General features: G+C 63.9%; 17 protein-coding genes and 1 tRNA gene. 15 read left to right on the top strand and 3 right to left on the bottom strand.

Annotated elements, in window-relative coordinates:
* Positions 1-15: 15 nt before the first annotated feature.
* Positions 16-594, bottom strand: coding sequence for a dCTP deaminase (gene dcd / locus AC5WEY_RS02020; RefSeq protein ID WP_495644495.1), 579 nt, complete (start codon positions 592-594; stop codon positions 16-18).
* A 140-nt stretch (positions 595-734) separates the two neighbouring features.
* On the opposite strand from dcd, the gene AC5WEY_RS02025 reads away from it, so the two are divergent.
* The 6 genes from AC5WEY_RS02025 to AC5WEY_RS02050 all read left to right on the top strand — a co-directional run bounded on the left by AC5WEY_RS02025 (position 735) and on the right by AC5WEY_RS02050 (position 7,834).
* Complete coding sequence (locus tag AC5WEY_RS02025; protein WP_495644496.1) at positions 735-1,448, top strand: hypothetical protein; 714 nt, start codon at positions 735-737, stop codon at positions 1,446-1,448.
* On the top strand, positions 1,445-3,571 hold the full coding sequence (locus AC5WEY_RS02030; protein ID WP_495644497.1) for an Rv1355c family protein: 2,127 nt from the start codon (positions 1,445-1,447) through the stop codon (positions 3,569-3,571). Before AC5WEY_RS02025 ends, AC5WEY_RS02030 begins: the two co-directional genes overlap by 4 nt.
* 117 nt (positions 3,572-3,688) lie before the next feature.
* A complete protein-coding gene (locus tag AC5WEY_RS02035) occupies positions 3,689-5,470 on the top strand; it encodes a putative bifunctional diguanylate cyclase/phosphodiesterase (RefSeq protein ID WP_495644498.1) in 1,782 nt (593 codons plus the stop codon).
* A 32-nt stretch (positions 5,471-5,502) separates the two neighbouring features.
* A tRNA-Gly gene (locus AC5WEY_RS02040) sits at positions 5,503-5,576 on the top strand.
* Positions 5,577-5,844: 268 nt separating this feature from the next.
* Complete coding sequence (locus AC5WEY_RS02045) at positions 5,845-6,696, top strand: glycoside hydrolase family 16 protein (protein WP_495644499.1); 852 nt, start codon at positions 5,845-5,847, stop codon at positions 6,694-6,696.
* Between the two features lie 178 nt (positions 6,697-6,874).
* Positions 6,875-7,834 (top strand): esterase/lipase family protein, encoded by a 960-nt coding sequence (locus tag AC5WEY_RS02050; RefSeq protein ID WP_495644500.1) that lies wholly within the window; start codon positions 6,875-6,877, stop codon positions 7,832-7,834.
* Positions 7,835-7,838: 4 nt separating this feature from the next.
* On the opposite strand, the gene AC5WEY_RS02055 is transcribed toward AC5WEY_RS02050, so the two are convergent.
* Complete coding sequence (locus tag AC5WEY_RS02055) at positions 7,839-9,014, bottom strand: PucR family transcriptional regulator (protein WP_495645500.1); 1,176 nt, start codon at positions 9,012-9,014, stop codon at positions 7,839-7,841.
* 210 nt (positions 9,015-9,224) lie between these two features.
* Between AC5WEY_RS02055 and AC5WEY_RS02060 the strand changes: the two genes are divergently transcribed.
* From AC5WEY_RS02060 to AC5WEY_RS02080, 5 genes are all read left to right on the top strand, one after another.
* Entirely contained in the window at positions 9,225-10,949 is a 1,725-nt protein-coding gene (locus tag AC5WEY_RS02060) for an aldehyde dehydrogenase family protein (RefSeq protein ID WP_495645501.1), read from the top strand.
* 34 nt (positions 10,950-10,983) lie between these two features.
* A complete protein-coding gene (locus tag AC5WEY_RS02065; RefSeq protein ID WP_495644501.1) occupies positions 10,984-12,570 on the top strand; it encodes a GMC family oxidoreductase in 1,587 nt (528 codons plus the stop codon).
* A gap of 160 nt (positions 12,571-12,730) precedes the next feature.
* Positions 12,731-13,426: an ABC transporter substrate-binding protein gene (locus tag AC5WEY_RS02070; protein WP_057479738.1), complete on the top strand. Its 696-nt coding sequence runs from the start codon at positions 12,731-12,733 to the stop codon at positions 13,424-13,426.
* A gap of 89 nt (positions 13,427-13,515) precedes the next feature.
* Entirely contained in the window at positions 13,516-13,986 is a 471-nt protein-coding gene (locus AC5WEY_RS02075; RefSeq protein WP_057479656.1) for a hypothetical protein, read from the top strand.
* Positions 13,983-14,648, top strand: a complete 666-nt coding sequence (locus tag AC5WEY_RS02080) for a methyltransferase domain-containing protein (RefSeq protein ID WP_495644502.1) — start codon at positions 13,983-13,985, stop codon at positions 14,646-14,648. The genes AC5WEY_RS02075 and AC5WEY_RS02080 overlap by 4 nt, the downstream gene beginning before the upstream one ends.
* On the opposite strand, the gene AC5WEY_RS02085 is transcribed toward AC5WEY_RS02080, so the two are convergent.
* On the bottom strand, positions 14,635-16,071 hold the full coding sequence (locus AC5WEY_RS02085; protein ID WP_495644503.1) for a hypothetical protein: 1,437 nt from the start codon (positions 16,069-16,071) through the stop codon (positions 14,635-14,637). The genes AC5WEY_RS02080 and AC5WEY_RS02085 overlap by 14 nt on opposite strands.
* On the opposite strand from AC5WEY_RS02085, the gene AC5WEY_RS02090 reads away from it, so the two are divergent.
* Genes AC5WEY_RS02090 through AC5WEY_RS02105 form a run of 4 tightly spaced genes read left to right on the top strand, consistent with a single transcriptional unit; the run spans position 16,031 to position 19,188 of the window.
* Entirely contained in the window at positions 16,031-16,828 is a 798-nt protein-coding gene (locus AC5WEY_RS02090; RefSeq protein ID WP_495644504.1) for an S-methyl-5'-thioadenosine phosphorylase, read from the top strand. The two genes, AC5WEY_RS02085 and AC5WEY_RS02090, sit on opposite strands and share 41 nt — an antisense overlap.
* Positions 16,825-17,883: an NAD-dependent epimerase/dehydratase family protein gene (locus AC5WEY_RS02095; RefSeq protein ID WP_495644505.1), complete on the top strand. Its 1,059-nt coding sequence runs from the start codon at positions 16,825-16,827 to the stop codon at positions 17,881-17,883. Before AC5WEY_RS02090 ends, AC5WEY_RS02095 begins: the two co-directional genes overlap by 4 nt.
* Positions 17,876-18,529: a glycosyltransferase family 2 protein gene (locus AC5WEY_RS02100; protein WP_495644506.1), complete on the top strand. Its 654-nt coding sequence runs from the start codon at positions 17,876-17,878 to the stop codon at positions 18,527-18,529. Before AC5WEY_RS02095 ends, AC5WEY_RS02100 begins: the two co-directional genes overlap by 8 nt.
* A complete protein-coding gene (locus AC5WEY_RS02105) occupies positions 18,526-19,188 on the top strand; it encodes a TIGR04282 family arsenosugar biosynthesis glycosyltransferase (protein ID WP_495644507.1) in 663 nt (220 codons plus the stop codon). Before AC5WEY_RS02100 ends, AC5WEY_RS02105 begins: the two co-directional genes overlap by 4 nt.
* The last annotated feature ends 57 nt before the right edge of the window (positions 19,189-19,245 follow it).

A 19,245-nucleotide genomic window follows, 5' to 3' on the forward strand; every position in this document is an offset into this window, starting at 1 on the left:
AAACAAACCTAGTGGTCAGTCGATGCGCGACTGATTGAAGTTGAGGTATGCCTTGGACGGGGTGGGTCCGCGCTGGCCCTGGTACTTCGACCCGACGGCGTCGCTTCCGTAGGGGTTCTCGGCCGGCGACGACAACCGGAAGAGGCACAACTGGCCGATCTTCATTCCCGGCCACAGCGTGATCGGCAGGTTGGCGACGTTGGACAGCTCCAACGTGATGTGGCCGCTGAAGCCCGGATCGATGAACCCCGCCGTCGAGTGGGTGAGCAGACCGAGCCGTCCGAGTGAGCTCTTGCCTTCGAGTCGACCGGCCAGATAGTCCGGCAGCGTCGTCAGTTCCAGAGTGGAGCCGAGAACGAATTCGCCCGGATGCAGAACGAAGGGTTCGCCGGCCTCGGGCTCGACCAGAGTCGTCAACTCGTCCTGCTGCAACGCCGGATCGATGTGCGTGTACCGAGTGTTGTTGAACACACGAAACAGCTTGTCGAGCCGTACATCGACGCTCGACGGCTGAACCATCGACGGGTCGAACGGTTCGATCGCCAGGTTGCCCAGGGTCACTTCGGCACGGATGTCACGGTCGGAGAGCAGCACCTCTGCAGGCTACTGGTCCACGACGGCCCCTCGCGACACACCCGAGCCCCGGTTCTGACATGTAGCTCTGCAAAAGAAAGACCGGACAATCGAGCGGCACCACCACTCACATTCGGCCGACTCCTATCAGAAAGACAGACATGACAATTCCATTCGACGTTCCGTCGTATCAAGACGATCGATCTCTGTGCCGCATCGTTGCCGCGACACCCGGAGAGAATCCGGCGTTGTGGGAACAATTCCTCGACGGCGCAGAGGAAAGCTATACGAGACACGGTGTTGCTTCGGCGCTCGAAATGTCGACCATTCGAGACGGCAACACCACCACGATGTTCTTCGCGGCACTCGATACCACCGAAACGATGGTCGGAGGAGTGCGGGTGCAAGGTCCGTATTCCTCCGTGGATCAATCACACGCCCTCGTCGAATTCGACGGGTATCCGACCGGCCGCCGCCGCGTTCACGCCATGCTCGACGAGCGCCTCACACAGGGGGTGGTCGAACTCAAGTCGGCATGGGTCGCGCGGGACGCACCCCACGGCCGCGCCGTCACGGCAATGATCGCAGAATCGCCCGCGTACAGCACCGCGCTACTGGGCGCGCGGTACGCGCTGGCCACCGCGGCATCCCACGTCCGCAGTGCATGGCTCGACACCGGCGCGATCATCGCCACCCAGATCGAGCCGATTCCCTATCCCGACGAGAGATACCGAACAGAGGTTTTCTGGTGGGACAGAAGAACTCTCGCGTACGACGCCGAACTGTCCACCTGGCGACGGATGCGTCGCAACACCGTCACGTTGCTCGCACACCGTCGATCGTCCATCGAACTCTCGGAAGCAGTGGCATCATGAACGACGTATGGCAGCCTGTGATATTCGACAAGACGGACGCCGCTCAGCGAGCCGCCCTGACCGAACTCGAGCGGGATACGAGCCTGACATTTCTCGACGAGCGCGAGACGCAGAGAAACGGCTTGCGCACCCTCCTTCCCACGCCTGAGCAGAGCATTCTCGACGAGAACGATCGGTGGGTGTACTTCCCGTGGAGGAAAACGGTGGTCGCCGTTCTCGGACCCACAGCATTTCGACACCTCAGACTCGACAGAAACAGGAACAAGATAACCCGTTCCGAACAGGATTTATTGGGAGATCTCACCATCGGAATCATCGGCCTCAGCGTCGGGCATGCGATTGCCCACACGTTGGCACTCGAAGGAATCTGCGGAACCCTGCGCCTCGCAGATTTCGACGACATCGAGCTATCCAATCTCAACAGAATTCCGGCATCCATCCTCGATCTTGGTGTCAACAAAGCGGTCGTCGCCGCGAGACGCATTGCAGAAATCGATCCGTATCTGCGCATCGAAATAGTCGAGGACGGAATCACCGAGAACACGATTGACGAGTTCTTCGACGGACTGGACCTGCTCGTCGAGGAATGCGACTCCCTCGATGTCAAGGTTCTAGCCCGCGAAGCAGCCAGATCGCGCCGTATCCCGGTGTTGATGGAGACGTCCGACCGTGGGTTGCTCGACGTCGAACGCTTCGACCTCGAACCCGAGCGCCCGGTGTTCCACGGCGTACTCGGACAGATCGACTCGACGAGCCTCCGCGGCCTGGGCACGCGCGACAAGATTCCGATAGTGCTCGACCAGCTGGACGCCGCCTTGCTCTCGCCGCGCATGGCCGCCTCGATGGTGGAGGTGAGCGAGACGATCGAGACGTGGCCGCAGCTGGGCGGCGACGTCCAGCTCGGTGGCGCCACCGTCGCGGCCGCTGTTCGACGCTTCGGCACCGGAGGCCACCTGCCGTCCGGGCGAATCCGAATCGACCTCGACACCCATCTGGATGCGGTCGAGTCTCTGCGTCCGACTCGGACGGACGACATGTCCTCGGCCGATGATGCAGGCGGTTCGCCGCCCAGTTCCTTCGATCCCACTGTCTCCGATCCCGACGAGGCCGTTCTCGACGCTGCCCGACGCGCACCGTCCGGCGGCAACAGTCAGCCGTGGACGCTGTCGACCGACGGACGCACGGTGGCCATAGCCGTCGACCGCTCCCGCACCTCGACACTCGACATCGCTTTCCGCGGCAGCTACGTGGCAGTGGGTGCCGCGGCGTTCAATGCTCGCGTGGCCGCCGCCGCCCAGGGCAGATTTCTCGGCGAGCGGATCACCGACCACGGAGTCGAGATCTCGTTGGGTGACCCTGCCCCCGAACCGATCACCGACCGACGCCTCCTCGACGGCGTTGTCGGGCGCTGCACCAATCGGGAGTTGGGCACCGCCGAGCCTCTCGACGCGGGTGTCGCAGCAGACCTCGTTGCTGCGGCCGCGGCGGAAGGTGGGCGAGCCGTGCTGCTGACGGCACGCGATTCCATTTCCGCGGCTGCGGACGTCCTCGCCGATGCGGACCGAATTCGTTATCTCACAACGCATTTGCACGAAGATATGTTCTCCGAGCTGAGGTGGCCGGGAGATCCGGACCCGAATCGAGGCATCGAGGTATCGAGCCTCGGGATCGACGATGCGGATCTGTCCAAGCTCGAGATAGTCAAGCGGCCGGACGTCATGGCGCTCGTCGATGCCTGGGACGCCGGCGCGGCATTGGGGTCCGATATGCGTGATCGGGTGCTGTCGAGCTCAGCATTGGTGGTGATCGTCGTACCCGGATCGACTGCACACCATTACATCCGAGGAGGATTTGCAACGGAGAACGTCTGGGTAACTGCACATTTGCGCGGCCTGGCCGTACAGCCGGTTTCTCCCGCGTTCCTGTATGCACGCACTCCGGAAGAACACCGAGAGCTGTCGACGCACCGCGGAGAAGCGTTGCAGGAGTTGAACTCGCGGTTCCGCGCGCTCCTCGACATCACCGATATCGAATCGGTGGCGCTGGTGTTGCGGATCGGTTGCGCCCCGAAAACCGGGATATACAGTCGCAGAGTGCCTGTTTCGGCCCTCGGATCGGGGTAGAGTCCGGCAAAGACCAGGGGGAACAGTCCTGCACTGCGTCTGAGAAGAGGCAGGAGCGGGGCACTGGCGCACACACGGACGCTCGAGGTTCTCGTCACCGGCGTCGCAACCGCACTCATGGGAGTCGATGCGGCGACGGTGCACGAGGCGTACGAATCCGTGCTGCGGCAACTGGTGGACCACCTCGGTATCGACTTCAGTTTTCTCAGACACAACGATGTCGAGGCCAGAGCCACTGTGCTGACCGCGGAATGGCCCCCGCGACTGAGCAAGCCCGATCCGGATCCGCTGGCCGTCGTGAAATTCGAAGACGCCGATTCGGTGTTCGCACTGGCCGAAACACTGACCGAACCGGCAGTGTTTCGGCCGGACCCGCAGCAGGAGAGCTATCGCCGACGCGTCGAGCAGGGATCAGGATTTTCGGAGACGTCGATGGCCGTGGTGCCGCTGCTGCACACAGGACGAACCATCGGCATCCTGGGCCTGATCAAGATCGGCGACCGCTCCTGGTCCGAGATAGAGCTCAACGCTCTCACAGCAATTGCGGCGCTGCTCTCCCAACTCCAAGCACGAGTGGTCGCCGAGGAACAACTGCGATTCGCGGCACTACACGACCCGCTGACCTCACTGCCGAACCGCACGGCCCTGGCGCAGCACCTCCGCGAACGACTCGACCCATCCATGCCCGGCCCCGTGGCAGTACTGCACATCGACCTCGATCGACTCAAAGCACTGAACGACTTTCTCGGGCATCTCGCCGGAGACCACTTCCTCGAAACCATCGCCGACCGATTGCAGAGCTTCGTCGGTGAGTCGGCCGGCATCGTCGCGCGTCTGGGGGGCGACGAATTCGTCGTCGTACTCGCCGGACCGTGCTCGGCCCGCGTCGCGAGACACCACGCCGAAGTCATCGCCGACGCCGTGAATGCACCCGTCACCCTCGGTGTCGAACGGATCAGCCGCAGCGCGAGCGTGGGCATCGCCTTCGGCCAACCCGGCCGGCACACCGCGGAATCACTGCTACGACAGGCAGATAGAGCAGCATTGGTCGCCAAACGTGCAGGTGGTCACGACATCGCTCTGTTCACCGACGAAATGCATGCCGATTCCGAACTGCGCAACGACGTCGAGATCCACCTGCGCGACGCCATCGCAGGCGACTCGCTGATCCTGCATTTTCAGCCCGAGGTGGACCTCGTCTCGGGACGGATCACCGCAGTCGAAGCTCTGGTTCGATGGCAGCATCCAACCCGTGGACTGCTACCCCCGTCCGCGTTCATCCCGGTCGCAGAGGAAACGAACCTCGCCGGCGAGCTCGGTCGCTGGGTTCTCGAGCACGCCTGCCGCACGCTGAGCGAGTGGCAGCGGGACATTCCCGAACTCGACGTCTCGATGCGCGTCAACATATCGCCGGTCCAACTCGTCACCAACGGTTTTGTGGGTGCGGTCGCCAGAGCGCTGGAAGCGTTCTCGATAGCAGGCCCCAAACTCTGCCTGGAAATCACCGAAGTAGCGGTGGTACAGGACCTTTCACGTACTCGCGTGACGCTTCGCGAACTTCGCGAACTGGGCGTGCAAGTAGCGATCGACGATTTCGGCACCGGCTACAGCTCACTGTCGCATCTGAAGGAACTGCCCGTCGACGCGCTCAAGATCGATCGCGCCTTCGTCTCCGAACTCGGCAACGGAACCACCGGCGACCTCGCCATCGTTCAGTCCATCATCGGACTCGCCGACGCGTTCGGGCTCAGCATCATCGCCGAAGGCGTCGAAACGCAGAGCGCCAGAAACACCCTCATAGAACTGGGCTGCACTCGCGCGCAGGGATACCTGTTCTCCAGACCGGTAGCCGCCGAAGACGCTCTGATCCTGCTGCACGGTGTGCGAATCGACGTCTGAGCGCCCTGCTAACCTGAACACCGCAGCACCACGCCGGTGTAGTTCATTGGTAGAACGCGACCTTCCCAAGGTTGAGAGGCGGGTTCGATTCCCGTCACCGGCTCCACGGACCGTCCCTTCGGTCTCACCCTCACCTCGGAAACGCGTCCGAACTCGGCGACCATCCTGAGTCACTACATTCACTCCTGAAACAAACCGACCAACGGGTCGATCGGTCTGTACCCCTGCAAAAGACCGATAGCATATGCGAATTCATTCATTGTATTCGCAAGAATTCCTGCATTTCAAAAGAGTCTTCTTCCGCCTTCTTCGGCGTGCTAGAAATCGAATGTCGACTTTCTTTCAACGACATATGACCTGACAGGAATCCCCTCATGCGTTCACTCCTGACCATTGCTGCGGTCACCTTGACTACGATGGCCGTTGCCGTCTCGTCGGCCACCGCAGCCCCGGCCCTCACCGCGCCCCCGCGAACCCAAGGCGGAGCAGGAACCCTTCTCTGGGAAGATCAGTTCAACGGATACGGCGGACCCGACCCCTCGAAGTGGGGGTTCCAGACCGGTCGGTGGGGAGCGAGTTCCGGTGAGCAGCAGTACTATACGAACTCCTGGAACAACGCGAACCAGTTCAACGGAACCCTGAACATCACCGCCCGACGCGAAACCCCGCCGGATCGCAAGGGGGCACCGAACAACTTCACCAGCGCTCGTGTGGTCAGTATGGGCAAGCAGTCGGCAAGCCCGCCGGTACGCATCGAGGCGTCGATCAAGATGCCGAGTGCGCAGGGCTTGTTACCCGCATTCTGGACGCTGGGCCTTCAGCCCGGCGGTGAGTATTCGTGGCCCAGTCAAGGTGAAATAGATGCAGTCGAAATTCCCGGTTTGAACGGGCCCTCGTTCAATTTGCACGGACCTTCGAGATGGAATTCGAGCCAGGATGTGAAAGCCGGCGGAGGCATGGGTCCCGTCGGAAACGGTTTTCACACCTACCGGATCGACTGGCTACCGACCAGCATCACGTGGTTCGTCGACGGAGTTTCGCGATACTCCCTGACCAAGGCTCAGTACGAGGCGAAGGGTGGCAACTGGAAGGCATTCTCGGGCGCCTGGCCGCACTACATCCTGCTGAACGTGGCAGTGGGCAACAATTGGGTCGGCAAGACACCCACCAGCACGCCGTACCCACAGACCATGAGCGTCGACTGGCTTCGCGTGAGTCGCCTCTGAACTGCAGGTAATCTCGATCGATCGAGGGGCCCGGCCATATCGGCCGGGCCCCTCGTCGTGTGTTCATCACTTCTGCGCTGTGCGCTCGATTTTTGTAGCAGAACAATATTTATGACTTTTACGCGCCCGATGAGCCACTCGTAGGGACATCTCACAATTTCGGGAATACCGTCTGTACATGCGCGGACCACACCGGAGCCTGATCGCCCTCGTCATCGCCGCTGCCGCGGTCGCCGTCGTCATACCGACCGCACAGGCGGCCCCTCTCATGCCCATTGCGGCTGCGCCCGAACAACCCGACCATGCCGAGGCCATCCGTTACGCGGCGACCAACCGCAACGCTGCCCCGCCCGGATCCAACGACATGACCTGCGCACCCACCGCAGAGCACCCCGACCCCGTCATCCTCGTGCACGGCACCGACTCCACTGCGTACTCCGATTGGGCCGGCTTCTCCCCCATACTCCGAGCAGCCGGATTCTGTGTGTTCGCCATCAACTACGGTGCCTCTCCCGACGGCACCAGCAACGGTTACGGTGCCATCGAAGACAGTGCGGCACAACTGAAATCGATGACACAATCCATTCTGGACGCGACCGGAGCCGCGGCGGTCGATGTGGTCGGCTACTCCCAGGGTGCTGCGGTCGCACGATACTTCGTCAATCGACTCGGCGGCGATGCCATGGTCCGTCGCTGGGTGGGAATCGCATCGCCGACCTACGGCGGCACCATGTACGGAGCGACCCCCGTCGTGCAGGCCGTGCCCGGTGCAACCACTCTGGTGGCAAGCGAGTTCGGCCCCGGATTGACGCAGCTGATGGCTGGATCCGACTTTCTCGATGGCCTCAATGCAGGGGGCGACACCGTGCCCGGCGTCGAATACACCTCCATCGCCACCAGGGTCGACGAAGTGATTCAGCCGTATACCAATGCGCTACTTCGGGATCCAGGAGCTCGGAACATCGTGGTGCAGGACGTCTGTCCCGACACCGAGGTAGCTCACTTCACCTTCACGTACGATCCCACCGCACTGCGCTTGGCACTCAACGCCCTGGATCCGGCGAACGCACGACCCCCGACATGCGTCCCGGTAGCCCTGGGATCGGGAATCCTCGACGTCGTGCTTGCCAGCAATTGATGTCTCAGGTGAGCAGTTGATGCGCTCTGAGCCCGACGTACAGTTCGGCAGCCTGCGCAGGGTCACGAAAATCGCGCCCGGTCAGCTCGGCGATACGGCGTAGCCGATACAGCACCGTATTGCGGTGGTAGTGCAGAGATTCGGCAGCATCCTTGGTCGATCCGCCGCACGAGAACCACGCGTCGAGTGTGGCCAGCAGGCTCTGCCGCTCGGCGCGTGGTAACGCCAGGAGATCGCCGAGGATCTGACGCGAGGCGATGCGACCCGACTTCGGATCGCGGACCAACAACAGCGGAACCGGCACCGAGTCGTATCGCACCGGCGTCGACTCGGCAGCGCTGCACGACCTCGCCAACCGCGCTTGACCCACGGCGTCCCCGATACCCGAAGGGGACCGAAAGACCGAACTCACCCCCACCCGCCCCGCACACAGTTCACCGAGCGTGACCAGCGCCGAATCGATTTCCGATTCGGTTGCGGCGCAAATCAATCCGACGCTACCGTCCACCTCCGCATCCCACACGGACTCGGTACCCACCGCCCGAAGTCGCGCGATCAACCCGTCCACCCCTACCGCCGTGGTCAGCGGCTCCTGCGAGACCACCGCGAAGTAACCGTGGTCGGGAATGCGAAATGCCCGCAGCGCATCGGCAGCCGCGGACGGGTTCGCCGTGTGATCGGCGAAGAGCACCCGAATGAGTCGGCCACGGGCCTCGGCACTCTCGCGGGCACGCATGTCTGCGCTCTCCCGATAGGCCTCCGCAGCCTCGTCGGAATACACGTCGACCAGAGCCCACACCTGTGCGGCCATGTCCAGAAGGGCGTGACTCGCTCGGCCGTCCGATCGACGCATCAACTCGTCCCAGACCAACCTGCCACCGAGCCGGAAAGCGTGGAGCAATGCTGCCAGCGGTACGCCCTGCTCGGCCTTGAGCCGGCCTGCAGCCTGTGCCGACTCGAGTCGCATGGGCGCACGACCGGACAGCTTGCCCAGCATCGACGCCAGATTGCTGCGCGCCGCCTCGTGCAGCTGCTCGGGGGTGAGCAGCGTCGATTCGAGATAAGCGTGCTCGGCCCCCAGGATCCGGCGCACCAGTTCGCTCGCCAGATCGTCGACGCCGTCGAGCATCGTCGCAGCCAGATCGGTCGGTGACGGATGCACAGTCGGTGACGGATACAGCTCGGCGTCGGTCGCGGTCATGACAGAACTCTAGCCGCACAGCTGTAAGCCACGCCACACCTCGACTGTGCAGCGGCACAAACGGAGGGACTCGATTGAGAGCAGCGGCCCATAGCGTCGACGCAAGGAATGCGACGACAATCACACTCGAAGCCGTGTATCCGAACAACGACTGGAGCCGAGAAGTTGACCAGCGAAGCCGCCCCGCACCTGCATCCCGTCCCGACCACCGGCTCCGACCCCCAGCCGGCCGTCGATGCCGCCCTCGCCGATCTGTCCGAGGGTGAGAAGAACTGGGGACAGCTCACCCTGGCCGATCGGCGGGCACTGCTCGAACGCATGCACGCGCTGACGTCCACACACGCCCAGGAATGGGTGACAGCAGCCTCGTCGATCAAGGGTCTCGACAGCTCGTCCAGCCTCGTCGGCGAGGAATGGCTGTCCGGCCCCTACTCGTTCCTCGGCGCACTCGGCGCGCTCACCCACACACTCACCGCTCTGGAAGCCGGCACCAGTCCGCTGGCCGAGGTGAAGTTCGGGACGGCACCAGGCGGACGGACAACGGTGTCGGTCCTGCCGCTCAACATCTTCGACCGCCTGCTGCTCAACGGGTTCACCGGCGAGGTGTGGCTGAAGCCGGGAATCGATCGTGCAACCGCACAGCGCACCGCGGGGCTCGCCCAACTCGATCCCGCCCACACCGCGGGCATCGGAGTGGTACTCGGCGCAGGCAATATCACCTCGATCGCGCCGCTCGACGCTCTCTACGAATTGCTGGCGTTCAATCGGGTGGTCGCACTCAAGCTGAACCCCATCATGGATCCGCTGCTGCCGGTGTTCCAGAAGGTGCTCGCACCCCTCGTCGACATCGGCGCACTACGCCTGCTGACCGGCGGAGCCGATGTGGGCACATACCTGGTTCGGCACTTGTCCGTCGACCACGTGCACATGACCGGAAGTTCCCTCACACACGACGCGATCGTGTTCGGCACGGGCAACGACGGAGCCGCCCGCAAGGCCGCCAACGACCCGATTCTCACCAAGGAGATCTCCAGCGAACTCGGCGGCGTCTCGCCCACCATCGTGCTGCCGGGCGAGTGGAGCCGCGCCGACATCTTGTTCCAGGCCGAACACGTTGCCACCCAACGCCTGCACAACAGTGGCTACAACTGTGTCGCATCACAGGTCGTCGTGCTGTCCTCCGAATGGAAGCAGCGCGACGAATTCATCGCCGCACTGCGCGCGGCACTCGACCGTGCACCGGCACGAACTCCCTACTACCCCGGCAGCGACAGGAGGGTGGCCGACGCCACCGCCACCTACCCGGCCGCCGAACGACTGGGCGACGGTGGTGGCCGCGTGCTCATCACCGACCTGAACCCCGGCGAATACGCACCCCTGCTGCAAACCGAGTACTTCGCTCCGGTCATGGGTGTCATCGAATTGCCCTACAGCGGTGCCGCATTCGCCGCCAAAGCCGTCCAGGCGGCGAACGAGGAATTCACCGGCACTCTCGGCATCAACATCATCGGCTCCCCCGCCACGATGAAGGGACTCGGCGAGAAGTTCGACACCATGCTCGCCGAACTGCGCTACGGCACCATCGCCGTGAACGCCTGGACAGCGCTCGGATTCCTCACTGCGTCGGCCACCTGGGGTGCATACCCCGGGCACACCGTCGACGACGTGCAGAGCGGAATCGGCATCGTGCACAACGCATTGCTGATCGACGGTGCCGAGCGAACAGTGGTGCGCGGTCCGTTCCGTCCCCTGTCTCGTTCGCTGATCAACGGGGAACTCTCCATCTCCCCGAAGCCACCGTGGTTCGTCACCAACAAGACCGCAGCATCGACCGGCAAGTTGCTCACCGCATTCGCAGGTGCGCCGTCCTGGTCCAAACTGCCTGCGATCTTCGCCTCCGCCCTGCGCGGCTGACACCCCTGCGCCCGCACCGACTTCAAGGACAAAGATGAGCTCACAGCACAAGACTGCCGACTACATCGTGGTGGGCGCAGGTTCCGCCGGCGCAGTGGTGGCCAATCGCCTCAGCGCTGACCCACGCAACGAGGTGATCCTGCTCGAAGCCGGCCCCGAGGACAAGAACAAGTTCGCCCACATCCCGGCTGCGTTCTCCAAACTCTTTCGTAGCGAGGTCGATTGGGATTATCTGACCGAACCGCAGCCGGAGCTGCGAGATCGCAGCATCTACTGGCCGCGCGGCAAGATGCTCGGTGGTTCGTCGTCGATGAACGCCATGATGTGGGTGCGCGGATTCGCCGCCGACTACGACGATTGGGCGGCGGCGTCCGATGACTCATGGTCTTTCCGGAACCTCGTCGGTTACTTCCGCAAGATCGAGAACATCGAGGGCACAACAGCACTCGACGCGGGCACCGACGGCCCACTCATCGTCTCGCACCAGCGCAGCCCCCGCGACCTGACGTCGTCGTTCCTCGACGGCGTCGAAGAAGCGGGCTACCCGCTGGAAACCGCCAACCTGCCCGAGCCCAAGGGCTTCACCCGCACGATGGTCAACCAGAAGCGCGGCGCACGGTGGAGCACCGCGGATGGATACCTGCGACCGGCGAAGAAGCGTAAGAACCTCACCATCCTCACCGAGGCACACGCCACTCGCGTCCTATTCGAGGGCACTGCGGCCGTGGGCGTCGAATACATCTCCGGCGGCGAGACACACACCGTGCGCGCACACAAGGAAGTGATCCTCTCCGGTGGAGCGATCAACACCCCACAGCTGCTCATGCTCTCGGGCATCGGCGACCAGGAACAACTGAAATCGCACGGCATCACCGTTCAGCATCACTCACCGGGCGTCGGACAGAATCTCCTCGACCATCTGGCCGCCCTCATCGGCTGGAAAACCGAACGAGACTCCCTCTTCCACGCCGAGAAGATCCCCGAGCTGGTCAACTACCTCACGCGCCGACGCGGCATGCTCACCTCCAACGTCGCCGAGGCGTACGGATTCATCAAGAGCCGAGAAGACCTCGCCCTGCCCGACGTCGAACTCATCTTCGGACCGGCACCGTTCTTCGACGAGGGACTCGTCGGCCAGGATTCACACGCCGCCGTCATCGGCGCGGTACTCGTCAAGCCCGAGAGCCACGGCGAGATCACCCTCCGCTCCACCGACCCCTTGGCCAAGCCCATCGTGGAGCCGCGCTATCTCAGCGACCCCGGCGGACTCGACCGCCGCGCCATGATCGAAGGGCTACGGGCCTGCGTCTCGATCGCCGAAACCCCCTCGATGAAGGGCGAACTCGGTGACATCATCCGCCCCAGGGTGGCGTCGAACATCTCCCCGGCGGATCTGCTCACCGAGGCGCTCGAGCAGAATGCGCACACTCTGTACCACCCCGTGGGCACCGCCCGGATGGGCAACGACGCGGGCAGCGTCGTCGATTCCGAGCTCCGAGTGCGGGGAGTGGATCGCCTTCGCGTGGCCGATGCATCGATCATGCCGAGCATCATCCGCGGACACACCCATGCACCGTCGGTGGTGATCGGAGAACGGGCTGCGGATTTGATTCTTCGTTGACCCTCAGGTGACTCTCAGGATGCTTTCCGTTTGGCAGTCCGGTTTGTCGGGTAACAGGTTGTCACGCTCCCACCAGGGATCGAGATGGAACCCATCCGCTCGGCAAGCAGCGCCGAATGACCCACAACGCTCGAGAGACGAGCACGGAAGGTTGACCGACATGTTCACTGTTCGTAAAGCTTTGGCCGCCACCGCAATCGGTGCAATGACAATTGTCCCGCTTGCCGCATGCTCCAGTGACGACGCCTCCAGCGCCGTCGACGAAGCCACGTCGTCCGCAGCGTCCGCCATGGAGACCACCGAGAGCACCCCCGAGCCTGCCGCCGCAGTCGACAACCTCACCGGTGTCGACACCGCAGTCGCTCTCGATCCCGGCTTCACCGGCGCACTGACCACCCTGGGCCTCACGCCCGGAGTTGTCGGAACCGCCACTCTCGCAGACGGTTCCATCCGCTTCCCGATCACCGGCGGAGACGTCAAGTACTGGGAGCCCGGCACGGTCGACCCCTACGTCCAGGGCGAGATCAATCACGACGGCAGCGGCCTCTCGCTGACCGCCGGTGACACCGTTGTCGAGCTCGTCAACTTCGACATCGATCCCGGCACCTCGCTTCTCACCGGTGACGTCATGGTCAACGGCGAAGAAGCTGCCGCAGACGCGGTCCTGTTCGACCTCGACGGACGCACCCTGCAGCCGCTGGCAACCGGACCCAACAACACCGCAATCCTGCAGGGCACCCAGGTGAAGATCTCGGAGACCGCTGCCGGACTGCTGAACAGCACCTTCAACACCGATGCTGTCACCGCCGGACTGCTCGTGGGCGTTGCAACCATCACCATCAACACCGCCTCGTAACAGTTTTCTGACCCCGTGCGCGGGAGCTACCGAGCAACACCGGTGGCTCCCGCGCACGGGTGTTTGTATCGCACGGTCAGGAGCCTCGGATGAGAGCGTTCACGAAAATCTACGGTGGACATCCACTGCACGCAGTCGGCCTGTTGCTGTCGTTCGTACTCGTCGGCTACGTCGTTGCGATCGCAGGTCCGCAGACGCTGTGGAACAGCGACGTGTGGTGGAAGTCGATCGTCGTGTGGTTCTTCGGTTCGGTACTACTGCACGACGCCGTGCTCTATCCCCTCTACTCGCTGGCCGACCGACTTCTGACCGGATCGACGCGCCGCCACTGGACGCTGTCTCCCGTCAATTACGTTCGCATTCCCGCACTCGGAGCCGGGCTGACGTTTCTCTTGTTCTTTCCCGGGATACTCACGCAGGGTGCGGAGTCGTATCGCGCCGCAACCGGTTTGACGCAGGAGCCCTTTCTCGGACGTTGGCTCGTACTCACCACCGCGTTGTTCACCGTGAGCGCAGCCGCTTACTTCATTCGATTGATCCTCGTACGGAGCCGAGCATGAGCGTCACCGCAGATACACTCTTTCACCGCGCAGCAGCCGGATTGCCCTGTTGGATAGGCGATTCCGACGGCTCCCGGGAGCGGCTGCCCACTGCCCGCTGGATGGGCGGGGATGCCTCGTCCGCGGAGGATCGTCGCGCCGATCACGCAATGATCAGCCGATGTACCGGACCCACCCTCGACCTCGGCTGCGGACCCGGTCGCCTCACCGAGGCACTGGCCCGTCGAGGAGTGTCGGCCCTCGGCGTCGACACCTCCAGAGCAGCCGTCGACCTGACCATCGGTCGTGGCGGCAACGCCGTTCTGAAAGACATCTTCGAGCCACTGCCCGACACCGGCCAGTGGTCCTGTGTACTGCTCGCGGACGGAAACATCGGCATCGGCGGCGACCCTGTTCGACTGCTGCGCCGCGCTGCCGATCTGCTGGCACCGCACGGAGCCGTCATCGCCGAGGTGGATGCACCCAGCGACTATGGAATTCGGCATCGCACCGTCCGCTGGGAAACCGACACGATGGTGGGAGACTGGTTCGCGTGGTCCAGTGTCAGCGCCGACGCCACCGCCGATCTCGCGCGTGCAGCAGGCCTTCAGGTGGTCGACGTGGCACCGATCGACGGGCGCTGGTTCGCTCAGATGACGCCTGCGCCGCTCACCAATTGGTGAACAGCAGATGATTGATCGCCAACGCGCCGATCACCTGCAGTGCCAACCAGAACCGATGCGAACGGATCGGCAACACCGCCGGCGCAATGAGCATCCACATCGCGAACGGCAACCAGATTCGTTCGGTCTCGGCCTTGCTCAACTGACTCAGATCTGCCATCACCACCGCCGCCACGCCGCCGATCACCAGCAGGTTGATCGGCTGCACTCGCGTGAGTATCCGCGGAAACGCTGCTGGCACAGCCACACCCAGCGCGCAGAACAGCGCCGCGAAGTTCGCCCAACCCCAGTACTCGAACGGACGATCCTTGGCGATGCCCTGGTAGTAACGCTCTTGCACCAGCTCGTAGCCGTCGTACCACCAGAATCCGTACGCCGTGAAGATGCCCGCGACGATCAACGCTCCGACCAGCGCGCCCACGAACGGCAGTATCTTTCGACCGGCAATCAGTACGGCCACCGCGGGCAAGCCCATCAGCACCAGCCCGTAGTTCAGGTAGATACCGAAACCGAGCAGCACTCCCGCACCGATCGACGCGGGCCACAGGTACCGCTTCGTGGAGATCGCCAGCAGCGCAATACCCCACGCCGCGACACCGGCATAGAATGCGTCCGCCGACACGGCGATCCAGATTGCCGCCGGGGCGATGGCCACGAACGGTGCAGCGCGCCTTGCCATGTTCTCGTCGCCCAGCATTTTGATCGTGACTACCACCGCGACCGCGGCGCTGGTTCCGACCAGCACACACAGCGTGGCCGCCCACGCCCCACCGCCGAGGCCGAGGCGATCGAGCCACACGAACGTCAACAACGCCCCCGGCGGGTGCCCCGAGACGTGCGTCGTCCACGAATCCGCCTGGTAGTCCAGGATTCTCTCGGAGAATCCGCGCAGAGTCTCGGGAATGTCGGTGATCCCCGGTACCTCGTGCAGGTACTCGTCCGTCGACGCCAGTCGGTCGACGAACCCGCGCTTCCACCCGTCGACCATTGCCAACGACATCGTCCACGCTGCCGACGCGCCCCATACGACGAACAACAGTCGCGTCCAGGACAACCGGCGGGCCACCGTAGGGCCCCACAGCACGGTGGCCACGGCGATGAGTACGGCGAACGGGGTGCCCCAGCCGACGTGAATCTCACGGAATCCGAACAGCGGTGCCGCGTCCGCGAAATCGCGCACCTGCCGCGGCGTTCGGTTGATGATCGGAGTGACGAGTTCGTTTCCCAGATACGGCACGATGAACGCGACCACGACGAGCGCGACGGCGAGCACACCGGCGACGGCTTCTCTCCAGTAACGGATAGTGTTTTCTCCCTGCGGACCTCGAGACGAACACGACTTCCGAACAGCATATCGACCGATCGTGATGGAGGATGAACAGATGAACAAGGACGGGCAGGGACGGGCCGAGATCGCCGTCATCGGCGGTAGCGGCTTCTACTCGTTCTTCGCCGACGACGCCGAGCAGATCGAGCTCGATACGCCCTATGGACCGCCGAGCGCTCCGATCACGTTGGGCGAGGTGGAGGGTCGGCAGGTCGCGTTCCTGCCCCGACACGGCAGGAAGCACGAATACTCCCCGCACACGTTGCCGTACCGCGCGAACATGTGGGCGCTCCGGATGCTCGGGGTGAACCGAGTCTTCGCGCCGTGCGCCGTCGGATCGTTGGTGGCCGAGTACGGTCCCGGCACCGTGGTGATCCCCGATCAGCTCGTCGATCGAACGTCCGGGCGTACGCAGACCTACTTCGACGAGGGCGGAATCCACGTCGAGTTCGCGGACCCCTATTGCGGGGAGTTACGCAGGGCGGCCGTCCAGGACACCGCGATCGACGGCGGAGTCATGGTGGTGGTCGAGGGTCCGCGCTTCTCCACTCGCGCGGAGAGCCAGTGGTTCGCTCGTCAGGGTTGGACACTGGTGAACATGACCGGTCATCCCGAGGCCGTTCTCGCGCGGGAGCTCGAACTCTGTTATGCACCGATAGCATTGGTGACCGACCTCGATGCCGGCATCGAATCCGGTCAGGGAGTCAAGGCGGTGGACGTGTTCGCGGAGTTCCAGAAGAACATCGAGCCGCTCAAGACGCTGGTCCGCTCCGCGGTACGGGACGCACCCACGGGCGAGTGCTCCGATTGCCGAGTCCACGCCGGCGTCACCCTGCCGATCGAGCTGCCATGACACGCGTACTCCTCACCGGCGCAGCCGGTTTCATCGGCGGCCACATCCTCGACGCCGCACGTGCCGCCGACCTCGACGTAGTGGCCGTCGACGCGATGCTCGCATCCGCTCACGGCCCCGGCGCGCATGCCGACGGGATCGCCGACCTCGATGTGCGAGACAAGGACGCACTCGTCGAGGCCCTCCGCGGAGTGGACGTGGTGTGCCATCAGGCAGCCGTCGTCGGAGCGGGCGTCGACGCCGCAGATGCCCCGGCCTACGCGAGCCACAACGACTACGGGACGGCAGTCCTGCTCGCGGCCATGTACGAGGCGGGGTGCACCCGGCTGGTTCTCGCCTCGTCGATGGTCGTCTACGGCGAAGGACGCTATCTCAATTCGTCGGGCGAAACCGTCGTTCCGCCTCCCCGCACCCGAGCCGACCTCGACGCAGGCCTGTTCGACAACCGCGATCCACAGTCCGGTGAGCCACTCGATTGGCTTCTGGTCGAGGAGGATTCGAGGCTCGAACCCAGGAGCACCTACGCCGCCAGCAAACTTGCTCAGGAGAACTACGCCTCCGCCTGGGCAATCGCCACCGGCGGATCGGTGGTAGCGCTGCGCTACCACAACGTGTACGGCCCGCACATGCCGCGTAATACGCCGTATTCCGGTGTCGCAGCGATGTTTCGATCGTCGCTCGAACGAGGACAGGCTCCGACGGTCTACGAGGACGGCAAGCAGGCCCGTGATTTCGTCCACGTGCACGACGTAGCGGCGGCCAACATCGCGTCGATCTCCGCCGCGCTGGACGGCTTCACCGCGCTCAACGTGTGTTCGGGACAACCGATCACCATCGGTGAGGTCGCCGGTATCCTCGCCGACGCACGTGGCGGTCCGACACCCGAAATCACCGGACAGTACCGAGCCGGCGATGTTCGGCACATCGTCGCCAGTTCCGAACTCGCCGAACGGACCCTGGGATTCCGCGCGAAGGTCATGCCTCGCGAGGGCCTCACCGCATTCGCCGACGCACCGTTGCGCGACGCCGAAGGTACGGGGCCACCTCGTGTCTGAACCGGGCTCGGTCACTGTCGTCGTTCCCTGCATGAACGAGGCTGAATCGCTTCCTGCAGTGCTCGATTCGATGCCGGCGGGGTATCGGACGATAGTGGTGGACAACAACTCCACCGACAACACCGCCGCCGTCGCTGCGGCCCACGGAGCCACCGTGGTGTCGGAGTCCGTGCCCGGTTACGGTGCCGCCGTGCACGCCGGCGTCCTCGCCGCCGACACCGAGATCGTCTGCGTCCTCGACGGAGACGGGTCGATGGACCCGGGTGATCTGCCGACCCTCGTGGCCGCATTGGATCACGCCGATCTCGCCGTCGGCCGTCGACGACCGGCCAAGGGAAGCTCACCACTGCACGCCCGAATCGGCAATGCCGTTCTGTCCCTTCGACTCCGGACCAAGTACAAGCTTCCGGTACACGATCTCGGTGCCATCCGCGCGGTCCGCCGCCAGGCACTGCTCGACCTCGACGTCACCGACCGACGCTCCGGTTACCCGCTGCAACTGCTCGTGTTGGCGGCCCAGGCCGGGTGGACCGTTGCCGAACATGACGTGGACTACCGTCCGAGAACCGCTGGTACATCCAAGGTTTCGGGCTCTGTGAAGGGAACGATCGTCGCCGTACGAGATTTCTGGAAGGTCCTGTCGTGATCGTCACCGCTCTCGTTGTTGCCAAAGCTCCTGTACCCGGCCTGGCCAAGACGCGCCTTGCCGCCACGATCGGCGATGCTGCTGCGGCCGAGCTGGCCGCAGCCTCACTACTGGACACCCTCGATGCCGTCGCCGCGGCCGACGTCGACCACCGCGTCGTAGCTCTCACCGGCACCCTTGCCGACGCGGCCCGCGCCGACGAACTCATCCGGGCTCTGGCGTCGTTCACGGTGATCACGCAACGCGGCGACGGACTGGGGGAACGGCTGGCGAATGCACATGCCGACGCGGCCACCGATGGAGCCGTACTGCAGATCGGTATGGACACGCCCCAGGTGACCGCACAGATACTGTCCGACGCAGCCGCGCGGCTCGTCGATGGCGACGTGCTCGGCACCGCCGAGGACGGCGGCTGGTGGGTGCTGGGCCTGCGTGACCCCGCCATGGCACGAGCCCTGCTCGACGTGCCCATGTCCGCACCGTCGACGGGCACCGACACACACGCCGCATTGTCGGCCGCGGGGGCGTCGTTGACAATGCTCGAGGAATTACGGGACGTCGATTTCGAATCCGATCTGGACCCGGTATCGCGCAGGTGCGGACCGGATAGTCGATTCCGCATTGCCGTCGACCGAATTCGATCGAAACGGGATATCTAGTACGTTACGTTGGGTTTGTTTCGCTCGAATCGAATGACACTCGGGAATCTCCACATC

The sequence above is a fragment of the Rhodococcoides sp. S146-33 genome (genome assembly GCF_059489205.1).